Here is a 14,302-nt window from a genome sequence, read left to right as displayed (position 1 = left end):
TGTTGGTATTAGGATTAGTGTATGAATAGATAATAAAGCTTTGTTAAGAGACCCGTGTCGAACATCACGAACAGACCAATTGCAAGATAGAAAATACGGGTGATTAGATCACCATACTTGGTAAATAGCGTTTTTACAAAGCGAATGTGACAAATATAGTATGCGCATATGCTTGTCAATAAGGCCCAAATGATAAAATAAATGCCAGCAAAGATTGTTTCAAATAGATTAAAGGTTGATAATACAGGAATATATAGTGCAAAGTTATCAGCACCACACGAAGCCAAGTACATCACATAAACAAACCAAGTGGCATTAGCACTATTTGTTGATTTTGTCTGGTCATCATCGTCAGTTTCACCACGAATAGCAAACCAAATAGGAAGCAAACCTAATAAACCAATTGACCAAGTGGGTAAAAAAGTTTGAATCATTTGACCAGCAACGGCACTGATCGTAAATAATGTCAAAACGCCCAAAGTGTAACCAAGCATCGTATAGCGTAAACGATATTTTTGAAGCATAAAAATTAAAACAATAAAGAAATCAACATTCGCACCAATAAATACGGTGGTCATTAGAGTGATGTGCATAGATAAGTCTCCTTGCTTTATATAACCATTTGATTATATAACCTTTTCGGTATATGTTATCATTATCATACGACATTTAAAAGAGGAAAATTAAATGAAATTTGATCAAGAGGAATTTGATACTGCTCATGAAATTTTAAAAGTGCTTAGTAGTGAAACACGTTTACAAATTTTATTACTATTGGAACGGACCCCTATGACAGTCAATGAGTTGGTGCAAGCATTAAACATGTCACAGCCTGGTGTTTCAAAACAACTACGGATATTACGCGACTATCGATTGGTATCATTTAATAAAGATGGCCAACATAGTGTTTATTCACTAGATGATACGCATGTTTTAACGGTTGTTGATGCGACAATGGGGCACGCACGACATATTTTAGGTCGATCAAGTTGAAAAAAATTAGTCAAAAAATTTGATGGCGGTCTTGGGGGATGACATGCGAATACGCTATATACGTTTATTGATAAAAATATTGTCGGTTATGATGTTGGTATTATTGGGATGGCTAGTGATTCATTTGTATCGGATTGGTGTTTTTAATGATACAGATTCACTGATTAAGTTACTCAAAAAATATGGTATTTGGGCGCCCATACTGTTTGTATTCGTACAGATTGTCCAAGTTGTTATCCCAATATTACCAGGAGGTGTTTCATTAGCTGCGGGAGTAGTCATGTTTGGTCCGTGGTTAGGTTTTGTTTATAATTATGTCGGCATTGTACTGGGATCAATAATATTATTCTGGTTAGGACGGCGATATGGTCGCCGAGTTATTGATATATTTGTGAGTGAAGATACACTGAACAAATATATGCATCGATTAGATTCAAAAGGGTGGCATTGGACATTTGCATTGCTAATTTTTTCACCAGTTGCACCTGATGATGCGTTGGTGTTACTGACAAGTTTAACCGAAATGACGTGGCGTGAATTTACACTAATTATTGTACTTGGTAAGCCGTTATCTATTTTTATTTATAGTATGGCGATGTTGTATGGTGCTGATTGGTTATTAAAATTAATAGGCAACTAAAAAAGGAAAGTTCCACGTGGAACTTTCCTTTTTGTCGTTATACTTTATTTTTTAGTCTTAGGCTTCTTTAACATTGATAGATACATGAAAATTATTGAGCCAACACCAATGCATGACAAGACAATAATATCAGTCATGTTTGAAGCAGGGGTGCCATGAATATATAGGCTGTTAGTAATCATATCCAATGGGAAGCGTAATGGTGTCCAGCTGTAAATACCATTTGCGAATAGTGGTGTTAACATTTCCTTTGGATATGTTAGGACACCCATTGATAGCAACATGATAATGACGAGAATCGGTGCACCAGCAAATCCCAACCAATCCACAATGAAAGTTTGGATTAGGTAGAAAATGAAGGCGCTAAAGCCGATTGTTAACAAGAAATTACCAGTATTAGGAACAGGAACATCGAAGCAAATGTGAGCAAAGAAATAAATCGTTAAGCTAATCATAGCTGCTAGCACAATACCCGTTATGATTTGACTGGTAACCAGGCTAGCATTGAAACGACCATTTTCAGAGCGCTTTTTGTGTTCACGCCAGAGTAGAATAGCACCGATTAGTGAACCTAACCATGAAATAACAACCATCAATAATGACGCCATACCGCTAACACTCTTATCTGGAATTTTGTTCATAACTTTAGTCGTTGAAGTGATTGGTTGATTAATCGTCTGCCATTGCGCAGGTGATAATGTGATTTTATTTTCTGTTAAGACATTTTGCATTTTTTGTGAAACACCTGTACTTAGACCGTTAATGATTTTAGGTAGTGCAGTTGTAACAATAGAAGATGCGGTTGCATTCATACCTTGGTTCGTAATGATTTTAACTTTAGCTTGAGCTGGCAACGTTTTAGTTAAGCCAGCAGCAGCTTCAGTTTGCGCCTTTAACTGAGAATTACCAGCGATAGCTTCCTTAGGTAAGTCCTTTGTCTTAGCTTGGATGACCAATCCTTTAAGGTAGTTTTGTTGACCTGCTAAACGCTTATCAAAGTTTTTATCAATGACCAAAGCACCGTAGTACTTCTTATCATCCAAACCATTTTGTAATTTGTTTTCATTTTTGACGTTGATCAACTTAAGTTGGGCGTCATCATCATCAAACTTGTCTTCAAGCTTATCAATAATTGCTTTACTCTGCTTGTCGCCAGAATTGTTGACAACAGCAATTGGTAATTGCTTCAGCTTTACGGAATTACGAGCGCCGATTTGTGCAAATGAAAAAATTGCTAATACTGCGAAAATGGCAACTGCATATAGCCAAAACATTTTACTAGAAATGACTTTCCACATAAACATATTCTCCTTTATTTATAATTTATCCAACAACATGTTGTATTATAATATTTAGCTAAACATAAAAACGCAACAGACTGGTTTAATATGTTGTATAGGGGGAAGATTTTGAAACAACTTGATCGAACAGCACAAACAAAACAGAAAATTGTGCGGGCATTTATTGAAATTTTGCAAGAAATACCCGCAACAGAAGTTAGGGTTTCTGATATTACAAAAAAAGCCCAAATCGATCGAGGCTCATTTTATCGTTACTTTGAAAATAAAGAGGCTTTAATTGAGGACTGCGAAGAAAGCATTTTGAGTAAATTCTATATTGAACACGAACAGCTGTTAAAACAAGTTAATTCATTAAATGAAATTCAACTGGTACCGACGATTATTACGCCGTTGTTAGATACAATTTCTGATAATTTAGAGATGATTGATACCTTATTAAATCGTTTAGGGGATAATCATTTTTACGTGAAGTTTAAGGATTTTTTGTTGGATGAAGGGATGGCAACAGTTACTAAACTTGGTAATCACACTGGACGGCATTCTGATAAACAGCAAGAATTATTAGCAAATTATACAAGCTCAGCAATTTTGGGATTAATTAGTTTGTGGAGTAGTGATAGTCGCTTTATAAAACAGGATATCGAAACATTTATTGGGACGTTTGTGACACAAAACATAAGTAAATTAATCTAAAAAAGCAACTACTTCATGTCTTTTGAAGTAGCTGCTTTTTTATAATCTATTCTTTAACTGTATCGTTTAACTTTTTTGCTTGATATAAATCAGGGAAGACTTTGGCGCTTTTGACACCCCAGTAATAAAAAATTAATGAGACGACAATAATGACGACGAAATCCCATGGATAATGAATCCAACCAATTCCGTTGAATTCATGACTACCAGCAAATGAAATGATTGAAATAAAGACAAGATAAACAATTAACCATAGCGCTGACTTGAAAGCTTTGAAGGTATCATTGTGTTTGGCCTTATATTCATAATAGAAATAAATCGGTAATCCAAGCATGATAACAATAATAACTTCAACAGTTGTTGGCCACATTGACCAGTAAATTGCTAGTGAAGCTAATACGAACGCTACCGGAGCAATAATTGATAAGAAACGTAATTTAACGGGACGCTTGAAATCAGCCCCTAAACGTCTAAAGGCAACGGCAGTAACTGGTCCTGTTAAGTAAGCAATCAATGTTGATGCACAGATAACGGTTGCCAGTGTTGACCATGAACGAAATACCGAAACCATGATCATACTAATAACAAAATTAGTAATCATCGCAGCGTGTGGCATCTGGAATTTACCAGTAAGTTTACCTAAGTACTTTGGCATGTGCTTGTTACTTTCCATAGCGTATAGTACTCGACCAGTTGAAGCAGCAAATGATACCCCAGTACCAACAGGTGAAATAAACGCATCTAAGTATAGCAAGACAGATAACCAATGAATACCTAACAGAATTGCTAAGTCAGCAAACGGTGAACTGAAGTTAATGCCGTTCCAACCATGCTTTGCTAGTATACTAGGATCAATGGCTGTGATAAAGGCACTTTGAATTAGCACATAAATAACACCACTAATTAGTAATGATAAGAAGATACCACGATTAATATTCTTTTTCGTGTTTTTGATTTCGCTTCCCATGTTAATAACTGTTTGGAAGGCATTAAACGAAAAAATAATACCAGCTGTTGCCGTTGCTGAAAAGATAGGCGCAGAACCATAAGGCATGAATTCATGCATTGAGTGACCATAATTACCAGGGTGAAAACTTGAAAGTGTCAACATGATAACCGTAATAGTCGGAATACCTATTTTGAAAATAGAAATAAAATTAGTGAACTTTGTTAGTAAGGTGACTGACCAAAAATTAATAAGGGTAAATACTAACATAAAACCAAAGACTAGCAATAGTCCAGGTGTAGTAATTTCACCATTACTGAAAAATTGGTTAGTCCAATTAGCCCATGACCACGGCCATGAACTCATATATTGAACGGCGGCAACTGCTTCAATCGGAATCAAAGCAATCAAAGATACCCAGTTAGACCAAGAAGAAATAAAACCAAGTAAGGGTCCATGTGAGTACTGGGCATAACGACTCATACCACCAGCTTCAGGAAACATTGTGCCTAGTTCAATATAGTTGTACGCGATTGATGCGATAACGACACCACCAATCACCCAAGAAATAATTGCTGCTGGACCAGCGACGCGGGTTGCCTCCCATGATCCAAATAACCAGCCTGAACCAATTAATGATCCAAGCGTCAGCATGACAAGTTGAAATAAGCCAATTTTTTTTGTTTTATTTGACTTCATAATACCTCCTTCAGGTAATAGCCAATATTGTAACAAATTTATGAAATAATACCAAATTAGGGATTATTGAGGCAATTTTAATAGATTTATTAAATAAGAAAGCATTTAATTTGATTGAAAACAAACAGAAAACGATTTCAAGTAGTTTGTATAGCAGTTGTAAAGAATTGTTGATGATTATAAATAGGCTGTCAATTTATTGTAAAGATTGTTACAACAAAAATACTAATAAAAGTTTTTATAAAAGTTGTTATTGTTCGCTATAATGCGAATGAATGACTGATAGTGGGGCAAATAAGGCGGTTTTTAACTAAAAATAATAATTTTCCCCTTTTTTAAAGATTCCTATGTTACAAGTAATTTGTTGCGTCTGCCATGATATTTTTCGATAATATACTTGCAACGTTATTATTTTGAGGATCATTTAAGGAGATAAGGCATGATTTTTAAAAAGCATCATGACAATGTCGAAATGACAACTGCAAAGCTCGCCGTGTTGTTAGTACCTGTGATGACATTATCAGTGGGGATAACATCTTTAATGGCAGCAAAATCATATGAAATTATTCGATTAGCGAATGCCAAAAGTCAGGCAATCGAGAAAGAGAAATAAGTGCATGGTGAATCGTATTTTTACGTACTTAAAAAGTGACATCATGTTTACTGTCAGTATGGTGCTGGCAGTTGTCACTTCTTTTTTTGTGGTGCCTGATTTAGGAGCAGTTAATTGGCATACCATCTTTAGTTTGATGACTATGATGATCTGGGTTAGTTTATTAGAAAATGCAGGTGTCTTACATGCGGTATCTGTCTGGTTAGTTAGTCGTAGTCATCATGCTCGAGCGTTAATGACGAGTGTGACATTTTTATCGTTTTTTGGGGCAATGTTACTTTCAAACGATATTGCAATTTTGACATTAATGCCAATTTACTTACGATTAGCATCAAGTTTATCAACACAACTAAAAATTATCGGCTCAACGCTGATTATCATGGCTGCTAATTCAGGGGCAATTTTATTTCCATTTGGTAAATCACAAAATTTGTTCTTATTCGGGCATTATGGGATTGGCGTTGGTGAATTCTTTGGTTGGTCAATCTCATTGACCATTGCATCTATGATTTTAATGTTTATTATTACGCGATTTATCAAAGCAACACCGCTGTCTATCGATTTAAAACCCGTGGAAAGCATTGACCGGCGTCAATTATTCTTTTTGGTTGTGACAGGTTTGATTTTAATTGCGACCATTTTTGGTTGGTTACCCTTTAATACGGTTGTACCAATTATGTTGATTATATTCCTTATTTATAATCATAAAATATATAAAATGGTGGATTATGGATTATTAACCACATTCTTGTTCTTTTTTATTGCAACTAACAATTTAGCCAACATACATATCGTACAAGATTTAGTTAGTTCCCTATTTAATACGCCGGCACATGTCTTATTTGGTAGTTTTGCATTAAGCCAAATCATTTCAAATGTGCCATCAACAATTTTAATTTCGACATTTACGAATCATGCACACGAGTTGTTTCTAGGAACGAATATTGGTGGATTAGGAACCATTATTGCTTCTATGGCTAATTTAATTGGCTTTCGTGTTTATCGCCAAATTGAACCAGATTCATCTTCAACGTTCTTAAAGTTATTCATGGTGCTGAATTTTGTTATGGCTGCAGTACTATTAGTATTATTTGGTCTATAATTGAAAGATAGCTAGATCCGATGAAAATCATCGGGTCTTTTTTGATAAAAAACTATTCAGTTGTTTTTAAAACATTTATAATAACTAATGAGAGTTTAACTTTTATCGTGAGTCGGAGAGAGACTATGCCTAAAAAATTAGACGAACCAGATGTTGCAGCTTTAGCGAAAAAGCCTATCTTTGATAAGATAGCCGATGGTGATTGGTATCAATATGGTCAGGAACCTCAGTTGCAGGCGATTGTTAAAGCAAGTACGCAGGCCATTCAAAAAATTAATCAGATTGCGATTACTGATTTTGATAAAGCATTAAAAGCGTTACATCAATTAGTGCCAAATATGGCTGACGATGTGGAAGTTTATTTTCCAGTTGTTAATATTGAATATCCTGATAACTTATTTATTGACCAAGGCACATTTATTAATTTGAATTTCACTATCTTAAGTGCTGGTAAAATAACGATTGGTAAAAATTGCTTCTTGGGACCTAATACGCAGTTATACACGCCAAATCATCACCCTAATAATAAGCAATTACGGCGCGAAAATTGGCAATATGATTTGCCAATCACGATAGGTGATGATTGTTGGTTTGGGGGTTCAGTCATCGTATTACCTGGTGTCACGATAGGTGATAACGTTGTTGTTGGTGCTGGTAGCGTGGTAACTCACGATATGCCTAGTAATACGGTGGTTGCAGGTAACCCTGCACGAATTATCCGTCACGTATAAACTAAAAACTGAGAGGTAACATCTGAACAACTTGTTCAGCTTGTCGCTTCTCAGTTTTTTTGTTTAAACAAAGTCTTGACCGATAAAACCAGTTTTATCATCATCAGTGATTTGACGTAATATATGACAAGGATTGCCAACTGCGACAACATGACTTGGTATGTCATGGGTCACCACGCTGCCAGCACCAATGATGACATCGTCACCAATAGTCACACCTGGCAGAACAGTGACATTTGCAGCTAGCCAGCATCGATTACCAATTGTAATTGGCTTAGCGATACAACCACCCAATTCACGTTCACGTGCATCAAAGGAATGATTACTTGTGTATAGGCCAACTTTAGGACCAAAAAGTACACGATCACCAATCGTTACTTTCGCACCATCTAAGATGACAGCGTCATAATTCGCATAAAAATAATCACCAACATGAATGTTACGACCAAACTCACATCGAAAATTTGGATTAAGATCAGGTGCAATACCAGCACTACCAAATAAATGCTGGATGAGCTGTTCTTTTTTTTCTGGATCAGTTTCAGCGTTGATTTCAGTCGTTAACTTGGTTGAACGATGTCGTTCGGCTACTAAAAGTGGATCTAAGTCATTATATGTTTTGCCAGTGGCCATATACGCAAATTTTTCTTCTAAATTCATATTATCCCCCTCAATAAAACGTTAACATTAGGTTAGCACAAAGTGTTTTTTTTTAAAATCATCACAATTTTTCGTTGACAAATCTCATTAAATTAGACTATGATTAGAACTATATTAAGAGCCAGGAGTTATTATTCATGAAATTACACAATATGACAAAATTGAATAACTGGAACTATTACTTTCGTTTCTTTAGGTAGTGTTTGTGTCTAACTAATATTAGGTACAAACACGAGATCATGTTTGTACCTGTGGGAATGAGAGCGATTTGGCTCGATTTAAAAAGCCCAACAGGTTAGAAAATAATCTGTTGGGGGAGAATGACATGTCTGTAATGACCCTTGAGATTGTTTTCAATCAAGAGGGCTTTTTTTCGTAGAAATCATACTTGTATTAATGATTAAAGGAGAAAAATGATGGACATGACAACGCATCTTAATAGACGACTAGCATATGTCAAAGCTTCGAGCATTTTAGCATTTGCAAATTTTGCACAACAAATACCGAATATTGTTAATTTTACGATTGGTGAACCAGATTTTGATGTACCAGAGCATATTCAACAAGCTGCTATTCATAGTATTCAAGAAAATCATTCGCATTATGCTCCTGCTAATGGGACACAGGCATTACGAGAACAAGCTAGCAATTTCTTAGCCACTAAATATCAACAAACGTATGCACCAGATGAAATCATTGTGACAGAAGGGGCAACTGAAGCAATTTATACAGCCATTAATTCAGTACTCAACCCAGGTGATAAAGTCATTATTCCGACACCAACATTCCCATTGTATATTGCAGATGTCACAGTGGCAGGTGGTCAACCAATTTTAGTCGATACGTCATCAACTGGATTTAAATTAACACCAACGGTACTCATTGAGACGTTAAATCGGGTTGGCGATGATGTGAAAATGGTTGTCCTTAATTATCCAAGTAATCCAACTGGGGTTGTGTATTCACAAGCTGAGTTAGATGCCTTAGGAGATGTTCTGCGGGGTAAGCCGATTTTTGTACTATGTGACGAGATATATAGTGAATTAAACTATGATCAACCGCATGCGTCATTAGTGAAATCATTACGAGAACAGACCATCTTAATTACGGGTGTTTCAAAATCACATGCAATGACTGGTTGGCGAATTGGCTTCCTATGTGCACCCAAAGTAATTAGTGATGAGTTAAGCAAGATCCATCAGTTTACGATCACAAGTGCCGCAACAGTGGCGCAAGATGCTGCAACAGAAGCTCTTGGACATGGGCAGGATGATGCATTGCCTATGAGAGATGAATATCGGCAACGGCGAGACTTTATTTTAGAGACGTTGGATGAATTAGGCTTTGAAACCGTGAAGCCAGAGGGGGCATTTTATATTTATACCAAGATGCCATCTGATTTAGAACAAGATGATGAAGTATTTGCATATGATTTAGCGAAACAAGGGGGTGTTGCAGCGGTACCAGGATCTTACTTTGGACCTGGTGGTGAACATTATCTCAGAATGAGTTATGCCACTAGTATGGCCGAAATTAAACGTGGTATGACCCAGTTACAGGAATATGTTGCCAAGCAACGGGCAACACAGAGTAGTATAGATTAAAGGAGCAAATAGAAATGAAAATTTTGTTATTAAGTGTTCGACCAGATGAAGAAGCAGCGATTAAATCATGGGGTGAACAGCATCCAAATATTGATTTAACAATAGCTGAATGGGAATTACATTCAGATACAGTTGATAAGGTTGCTGGTTATGATGGGGTAGTAATTCAGCAACGTAGTCAAATTGAGTCAGACGTTTATCCACGTTTGCATGAACTTGGCATCAAACAAATAACAACAAGAACAGCTGGCTATGATGTGATCGATGTTCAAGCAGCTAAGACCAATGGACTTGTGGTTAGTAATGTACCTGCTTATTCACCACGGTCAGTTGCTGAGTTATCTTTGACACATACACTACGTTTGATTAGGAAACAAGAATTAGTTGATCAGCGTGTCCGAGAACAAGATTTTCGTTGGGCTGGTTTGCAAGGTAGTGAAATTCATTCGTTAACGATTGGTATTATTGGTGCTGGACGAATTGGTGGGACTGCTGCTCGGTTATTTCATGCATTGAATGCAAATGTGATTGCTTATGACATTAAACCAAATCATGAGCTAGATGATGTGTTAACGTTTAAATCATTTGAAGAAGTCTTACAACAAGCAGATGTTATTTGTTTACATGTTGATTTAAATGAAACATCACAGGGATTAATAAATGCAGCAGCATTAGCACAAATGAAACCGACAGCATACTTAATCAATGAATGTCGCGGTCCGGTAGTGGATACAACAGCATTGATCGCTGCTTTGCGCGAGAAACGATTAGCAGGAGCAGCATTAGATACGATGGTTGGTGAAGAGACTTTCTTCAATTTTGATTTACGTGGACAGCAGTTACCAAATCAAGATTTAATCACGTTACGAGAATTTGATAATGTCATTATTACGCCTCATGTTGGGTTCTATACTAATATTGCTGTGCAAAACATGGTAGATATTAGTTTGGATGATACGTTAGCTATTATTAATGGCAAGACAATTGCACATCAAGTTGGATAAAATTTAAGAGAGTGTGAAAAAAGATGCTTTGAAGCCGATTGTAACAACAATTAGATGATTTTGGTTTGCAGTATAACGAAGAACCGGAAGCGCCTAATTGTTATTATAGTAAGGCTCCGGTCTTTTGGAACACGTTGAAAGGCGCTAATCTACCAATCAAAATTGATAGATTAGCGCCTTTTTTGGCTGATTATAACGACTTATGCCTCAGCCTCTTTTCATTTATATGTTTGATGAGCAACTAATGTTTCACATGAAACATTAGTTGCTTCGTGCAGGTAGGTCTAATGAATCAACTGCCAGAACGTGACCTTTAATGGCGCGTCGGAAATCATTTAAGAAATAGCCGGCTTTGAGATCTAATTTAGTATCTAGTGCGAACACTTTAATAGTGTAATCATGAGTTTTATCAGGTGGCATTGGTCCAGTATAACTTTGCGTTAGTGTTGGATTATCTAAACGATATTGTGCGTATTTTGAATTAGTACCTGGTACGTACGAAATGTCTGTATGGGCAATGTCTTCAGGAATATCACTTACTGGTAAATTAGCAGCTAACCAATGAATCCAAACAAATCCAGCAACGGGTACAGAATCGTAGTCAATAAATACAACTGAAAGTGATGCTGTGCCCGTGGGAATATCATGTACCCGGATTGGAAAATTAACGACAGGTGTATCATCCAAGCGATATTCTGCTGGCGCAAATTTTGCATATTTATCCGGTATGAAATGGTTGTTGTCTAATGTCACATCGATTTTCATGAAAAAGCCTCCAAAATTATGATTAAATTTAATCTAACATGTCTATTCAAATAGCGCAATTGTTAACAATCTACAATAATCTCTATACCCATTCAATGCACTAAAATGATGACTTGCTGAGAGTGAATGAAACAGCGGCGTAATTGATTATTCAAAACATTAAGAATTGTGGCATGACTATGCGACAATAAAAGTGTTATTTAAAGAATCAGTGTTAATAGACATTTTCAGACGACGTGCAAAGAAAATACCTAATGAGAAATCAATGTTTGCGCCACTGCTAATTTTGTCAAAGGCGGTGTTTTATTGCTGATTAAGTAGTTATTTTTTATCAAAGTATCTCATTAACTTTGGTGATTACCAATGGGTAATACTTATTGAAATAGATTTTAGTTGCTATTTTTTGTTTACAATTGTAAACTATCGGTAGAATATGAAACGAAGGGGGCTTAATCAGATGAACATGAATGAACATGAAGAACATATGAATATGGGGATGCATGAGGAACAGATGGATATGCATCATCAATCTGATATGGGGCATGATGATATGATGATGCATGGTGGTCACATGATGCACATGGGTAATTTAAAAAAGAAATTTTGGTGGTCAATTATTATAACGATTCCCTTATTATTGATGTCATCAATGATGGGGATGAATCAACCACTTATTCATTTTCAAGGTAGTGACTGGGTAGTTGCCCTATTAGGGACAATTATCTTCTTTTACGGTGGTATGCCATTCTTTATTGGTGCAAAAGGAGAATTACAAGAAAGAAAACCAGCAATGATGACCTTGATTACAATGGGTATTACCGTTGCATATGTTTACAGTATTTATTCAGTTGTGGTGAACAATATGTTACATGTTTCACCACATGTGATGGATTTCTTTTGGGAATTGGCGACATTGGTTGACATTATGTTGTTGGGTCATTGGATTGAAATGAATGCGGTCAGTCATGCTGGTTCAGCACTTAATGAATTAGCAAAATTATTACCTAATCAGGCACATTTAATTAATGATCAGGGACAAATCATTGACGTGAAATTACAAGATGTTGTCACAGGTGATCATTTAATTGTTCGTGGTGGTGAAAAAATACCAGCTGATGGGCAAGTTATTAAAGGTGAATCAGCCGTCAATGAAGCGATGGTTACAGGTGAGGCAAAGTTAGTTCAAAAACAAGTTGATGCTAAAGTTTTTGGTGGTTCTGTTAATGGGGATGGGACAATTCAAATTAAAGTTACCGGAATTGGTGAAAATAGTTTTTTGGCACAAGTGACAAAGATGGTTACATCTGCACAAAATGAAAAGTCAGATCGTGAAAATATTGCTGATCGTGTTGCATCTTGGCTATTTTACGTGGCATTAACGGTAGCGGTGATCAGCTTTATTGCTTGGTGGGTGATAAGTGATTTAGCAACAGCTTTACCACGTGCAGTGACTATTTTGATCATTGCTTGTCCACATGCACTGGGATTGGCTATTCCATTAGTTATTGCTAGAAGTACTTCTTTAAGCGCTAAAAAAGGATTGTTAATTCGTGATCGTAATGCCATGGAACAGGTTAAAGCGTTGAAATATGTGTTAATGGATAAGACCGGGACCTTAACAGAAGGAAATTTTAAAGTTAATGCATATGGTAGCTTGACTAATGATTTGTCAAATCATGATATATTACGGATCATGGCAACGTTAGAGTCAGGTTCGTCACATCCACTAGCTATTGGTATCACAAAGAAAGCACAAAAAGAAAGTATTTCATATCAGACGGTTAATAGTGATCAAATTAAAGGTGTGGGCTTAAAAGGACAAGTAGATAATCAGGATTATTTCATTGTTTCACCTGGTTATTTGGACAAAAATAAGCTAGCCATTGATAATCAACGATTTGATAAGCTAGCAAGTGAAGGTAATTCATTAAGTTTCCTTGTACAGAATGATCAGGTATTAGGATTTGTTGCACAGGGTGATCAAATTAAGCCAGCAGCAAAGCAGTTAGTGATAAGATTGCAGGAGCAGGGGATGATACCTGTGATGTTAACTGGTGATAATCAACAAACAGCCCAAGGCGTTGCCAAAGAATTAGGCATAAAAGAGTTTAAAGCACAATTACTACCTGAAGACAAAGAAAAAGCTGTCAAAAAGTATCAGAAAATGGGAAAAGTCATGATGATTGGTGATGGTGTGAACGATGCACCCAGTTTAGCCCGTGCGGATATTGGTGTTGCCATTGGTAGTGGGACAGATGTTGCCATCGAATCGGCAGACGTGGTATTAGTTAAGAGTGATCCACATGATATTATCCAATTTATTGAATTAGCACAGCGGACCACACGGAAGATGACCCAAAATCTTTGGTGGGGAGCTGGTTATAATATTGTTGCAATCCCATTAGCAGCAGGTATTTTAGCGCCAGTTGGATTTGTATTAAGCCCAATGGTAGGTGCAGTGTTAATGTCATTAAGTACAATTATCGTTGCCATTAATTCACTAACATTAAAAGTTGAATAGCTACCAAAGCAGCATCAGATAACGACTTGT

At 36.4% G+C, this 14,302-nt stretch carries 14 protein-coding genes; 9 read left to right on the top strand and 5 right to left on the bottom strand.

Features of this window, described 5'->3' with window-relative positions; all coding sequences use genetic code 11:
- Window positions 1-14: 14 nt before the first annotated feature.
- Window positions 15-593, bottom strand: coding sequence for a cadmium resistance transporter (locus ACSKY2_RS07335; RefSeq protein ID WP_489877303.1), 579 nt, complete (start codon window positions 591-593; stop codon window positions 15-17).
- A gap of 94 nt (window positions 594-687) precedes the next feature.
- Between ACSKY2_RS07335 and ACSKY2_RS07330 the strand changes: the two genes are divergently transcribed.
- Both ACSKY2_RS07330 and ACSKY2_RS07325 read left to right on the top strand, forming a co-directional pair.
- Window positions 688-993 carry an ArsR/SmtB family transcription factor gene (locus ACSKY2_RS07330; protein ID WP_489840457.1) on the top strand — a complete coding sequence of 102 codons (306 nt, stop codon included), beginning with the start codon at window positions 688-690 and terminating at the stop codon, window positions 991-993.
- A gap of 43 nt (window positions 994-1,036) precedes the next feature.
- A complete protein-coding gene (locus tag ACSKY2_RS07325) occupies window positions 1,037-1,633 on the top strand; it encodes a TVP38/TMEM64 family protein (protein ID WP_489840458.1) in 597 nt (198 codons plus the stop codon).
- 44 nt (window positions 1,634-1,677) lie between these two features.
- Here the strand turns inward: ACSKY2_RS07325 and ACSKY2_RS07320 are convergent, their stop codons facing one another.
- Window positions 1,678-2,931, bottom strand: a complete 1,254-nt coding sequence (locus tag ACSKY2_RS07320) for a YhgE/Pip domain-containing protein (protein ID WP_489877302.1) — start codon at window positions 2,929-2,931, stop codon at window positions 1,678-1,680.
- Window positions 2,932-3,042: 111 nt separating this feature from the next.
- Here ACSKY2_RS07320 and ACSKY2_RS07315 point away from each other — a divergent pair, with 111 nt between their 5' ends.
- Window positions 3,043-3,627: a TetR/AcrR family transcriptional regulator gene (locus ACSKY2_RS07315; RefSeq protein WP_489877301.1), complete on the top strand. Its 585-nt coding sequence runs from the start codon at window positions 3,043-3,045 to the stop codon at window positions 3,625-3,627.
- Window positions 3,628-3,673: 46 nt separating this feature from the next.
- Here the strand turns inward: ACSKY2_RS07315 and ACSKY2_RS07310 are convergent, their stop codons facing one another.
- Window positions 3,674-5,272 (bottom strand): APC family permease, encoded by a 1,599-nt coding sequence (locus ACSKY2_RS07310; protein WP_489877300.1) that lies wholly within the window; start codon window positions 5,270-5,272, stop codon window positions 3,674-3,676.
- A gap of 439 nt (window positions 5,273-5,711) precedes the next feature.
- Between ACSKY2_RS07310 and ACSKY2_RS07305 the strand changes: the two genes are divergently transcribed.
- The 3 genes from ACSKY2_RS07305 to ACSKY2_RS07295 all read left to right on the top strand — a co-directional run bounded on the left by ACSKY2_RS07305 (window position 5,712) and on the right by ACSKY2_RS07295 (window position 7,718).
- On the top strand, window positions 5,712-5,885 hold the full coding sequence (locus ACSKY2_RS07305) for a hypothetical protein (protein WP_489840462.1): 174 nt from the start codon (window positions 5,712-5,714) through the stop codon (window positions 5,883-5,885).
- A 4-nt stretch (window positions 5,886-5,889) separates the two neighbouring features.
- On the top strand, window positions 5,890-6,987 hold the full coding sequence (locus tag ACSKY2_RS07300; protein WP_489877299.1) for an SLC13 family permease: 1,098 nt from the start codon (window positions 5,890-5,892) through the stop codon (window positions 6,985-6,987).
- A gap of 125 nt (window positions 6,988-7,112) precedes the next feature.
- Complete coding sequence (locus ACSKY2_RS07295; protein WP_489840464.1) at window positions 7,113-7,718, top strand: sugar O-acetyltransferase; 606 nt, start codon at window positions 7,113-7,115, stop codon at window positions 7,716-7,718.
- A 63-nt stretch (window positions 7,719-7,781) separates the two neighbouring features.
- On the opposite strand, the gene ACSKY2_RS07290 is transcribed toward ACSKY2_RS07295, so the two are convergent.
- Complete coding sequence (locus ACSKY2_RS07290; RefSeq protein WP_489877298.1) at window positions 7,782-8,378, bottom strand: sugar O-acetyltransferase; 597 nt, start codon at window positions 8,376-8,378, stop codon at window positions 7,782-7,784.
- A 413-nt stretch (window positions 8,379-8,791) separates the two neighbouring features.
- On the opposite strand from ACSKY2_RS07290, the gene ACSKY2_RS07285 reads away from it, so the two are divergent.
- Together ACSKY2_RS07285 and ACSKY2_RS07280 are read left to right on the top strand one after the other, a co-directional pair.
- A complete protein-coding gene (locus tag ACSKY2_RS07285) occupies window positions 8,792-9,982 on the top strand; it encodes an aminotransferase class I/II-fold pyridoxal phosphate-dependent enzyme (protein ID WP_489877297.1) in 1,191 nt (396 codons plus the stop codon).
- Between the two features lie 14 nt (window positions 9,983-9,996).
- Window positions 9,997-10,986 carry a D-2-hydroxyacid dehydrogenase gene (locus tag ACSKY2_RS07280; RefSeq protein WP_489877296.1) on the top strand — a complete coding sequence of 330 codons (990 nt, stop codon included), beginning with the start codon at window positions 9,997-9,999 and terminating at the stop codon, window positions 10,984-10,986.
- Window positions 10,987-11,247: 261 nt separating this feature from the next.
- Here ACSKY2_RS07280 and ACSKY2_RS07275 read toward each other — a convergent pair whose 3' ends face one another.
- A complete protein-coding gene (locus tag ACSKY2_RS07275; RefSeq protein ID WP_489877295.1) occupies window positions 11,248-11,751 on the bottom strand; it encodes a YbhB/YbcL family Raf kinase inhibitor-like protein in 504 nt (167 codons plus the stop codon).
- A gap of 463 nt (window positions 11,752-12,214) precedes the next feature.
- Between ACSKY2_RS07275 and ACSKY2_RS07270 the strand changes: the two genes are divergently transcribed.
- On the top strand, window positions 12,215-14,272 hold the full coding sequence (locus tag ACSKY2_RS07270; protein WP_489878243.1) for a heavy metal translocating P-type ATPase: 2,058 nt from the start codon (window positions 12,215-12,217) through the stop codon (window positions 14,270-14,272).
- Window positions 14,273-14,302: the final 30 nt, after the last annotated feature.

This window comes from Weissella sp. ESL1156, assembly GCF_058505625.1.
This window is presented reverse-complemented; position numbering and strand designations above follow the sequence as displayed.

What these genes read in the sequence shown, in the direction of transcription:
- ACSKY2_RS07335 (WP_489877303.1), bottom strand. Translation starts at nt 593, where the DNA reads ATGCACATCACTCTAATGACCACCGTATTTATTGGTGCGAATGTTGAT.
- ACSKY2_RS07330 (WP_489840457.1), top strand. Translation starts at nt 688, where the DNA reads ATGAAATTTGATCAAGAGGAATTTGATACTGCTCATGAAATTTTAAAA.
- ACSKY2_RS07325 (WP_489840458.1), top strand. Translation starts at nt 1,037, where the DNA reads ATGCGAATACGCTATATACGTTTATTGATAAAAATATTGTCGGTTATG.
- ACSKY2_RS07320 (WP_489877302.1), bottom strand. Translation starts at nt 2,931, where the DNA reads ATGTGGAAAGTCATTTCTAGTAAAATGTTTTGGCTATATGCAGTTGCC.
- ACSKY2_RS07310 (WP_489877300.1), bottom strand. Translation starts at nt 5,272, where the DNA reads ATGAAGTCAAATAAAACAAAAAAAATTGGCTTATTTCAACTTGTCATG.
- ACSKY2_RS07305 (WP_489840462.1), top strand. Translation starts at nt 5,712, where the DNA reads ATGATTTTTAAAAAGCATCATGACAATGTCGAAATGACAACTGCAAAG.
- ACSKY2_RS07300 (WP_489877299.1), top strand. Translation starts at nt 5,890, where the DNA reads ATGGTGAATCGTATTTTTACGTACTTAAAAAGTGACATCATGTTTACT.
- ACSKY2_RS07295 (WP_489840464.1), top strand. Translation starts at nt 7,113, where the DNA reads ATGCCTAAAAAATTAGACGAACCAGATGTTGCAGCTTTAGCGAAAAAG.
- ACSKY2_RS07290 (WP_489877298.1), bottom strand. Translation starts at nt 8,378, where the DNA reads ATGAATTTAGAAGAAAAATTTGCGTATATGGCCACTGGCAAAACATAT.
- ACSKY2_RS07285 (WP_489877297.1), top strand. Translation starts at nt 8,792, where the DNA reads ATGATGGACATGACAACGCATCTTAATAGACGACTAGCATATGTCAAA.
- ACSKY2_RS07280 (WP_489877296.1), top strand. Translation starts at nt 9,997, where the DNA reads ATGAAAATTTTGTTATTAAGTGTTCGACCAGATGAAGAAGCAGCGATT.
- ACSKY2_RS07275 (WP_489877295.1), bottom strand. Translation starts at nt 11,751, where the DNA reads ATGAAAATCGATGTGACATTAGACAACAACCATTTCATACCGGATAAA.
- ACSKY2_RS07270 (WP_489878243.1), top strand. Translation starts at nt 12,215, where the DNA reads ATGAATGAACATGAAGAACATATGAATATGGGGATGCATGAGGAACAG.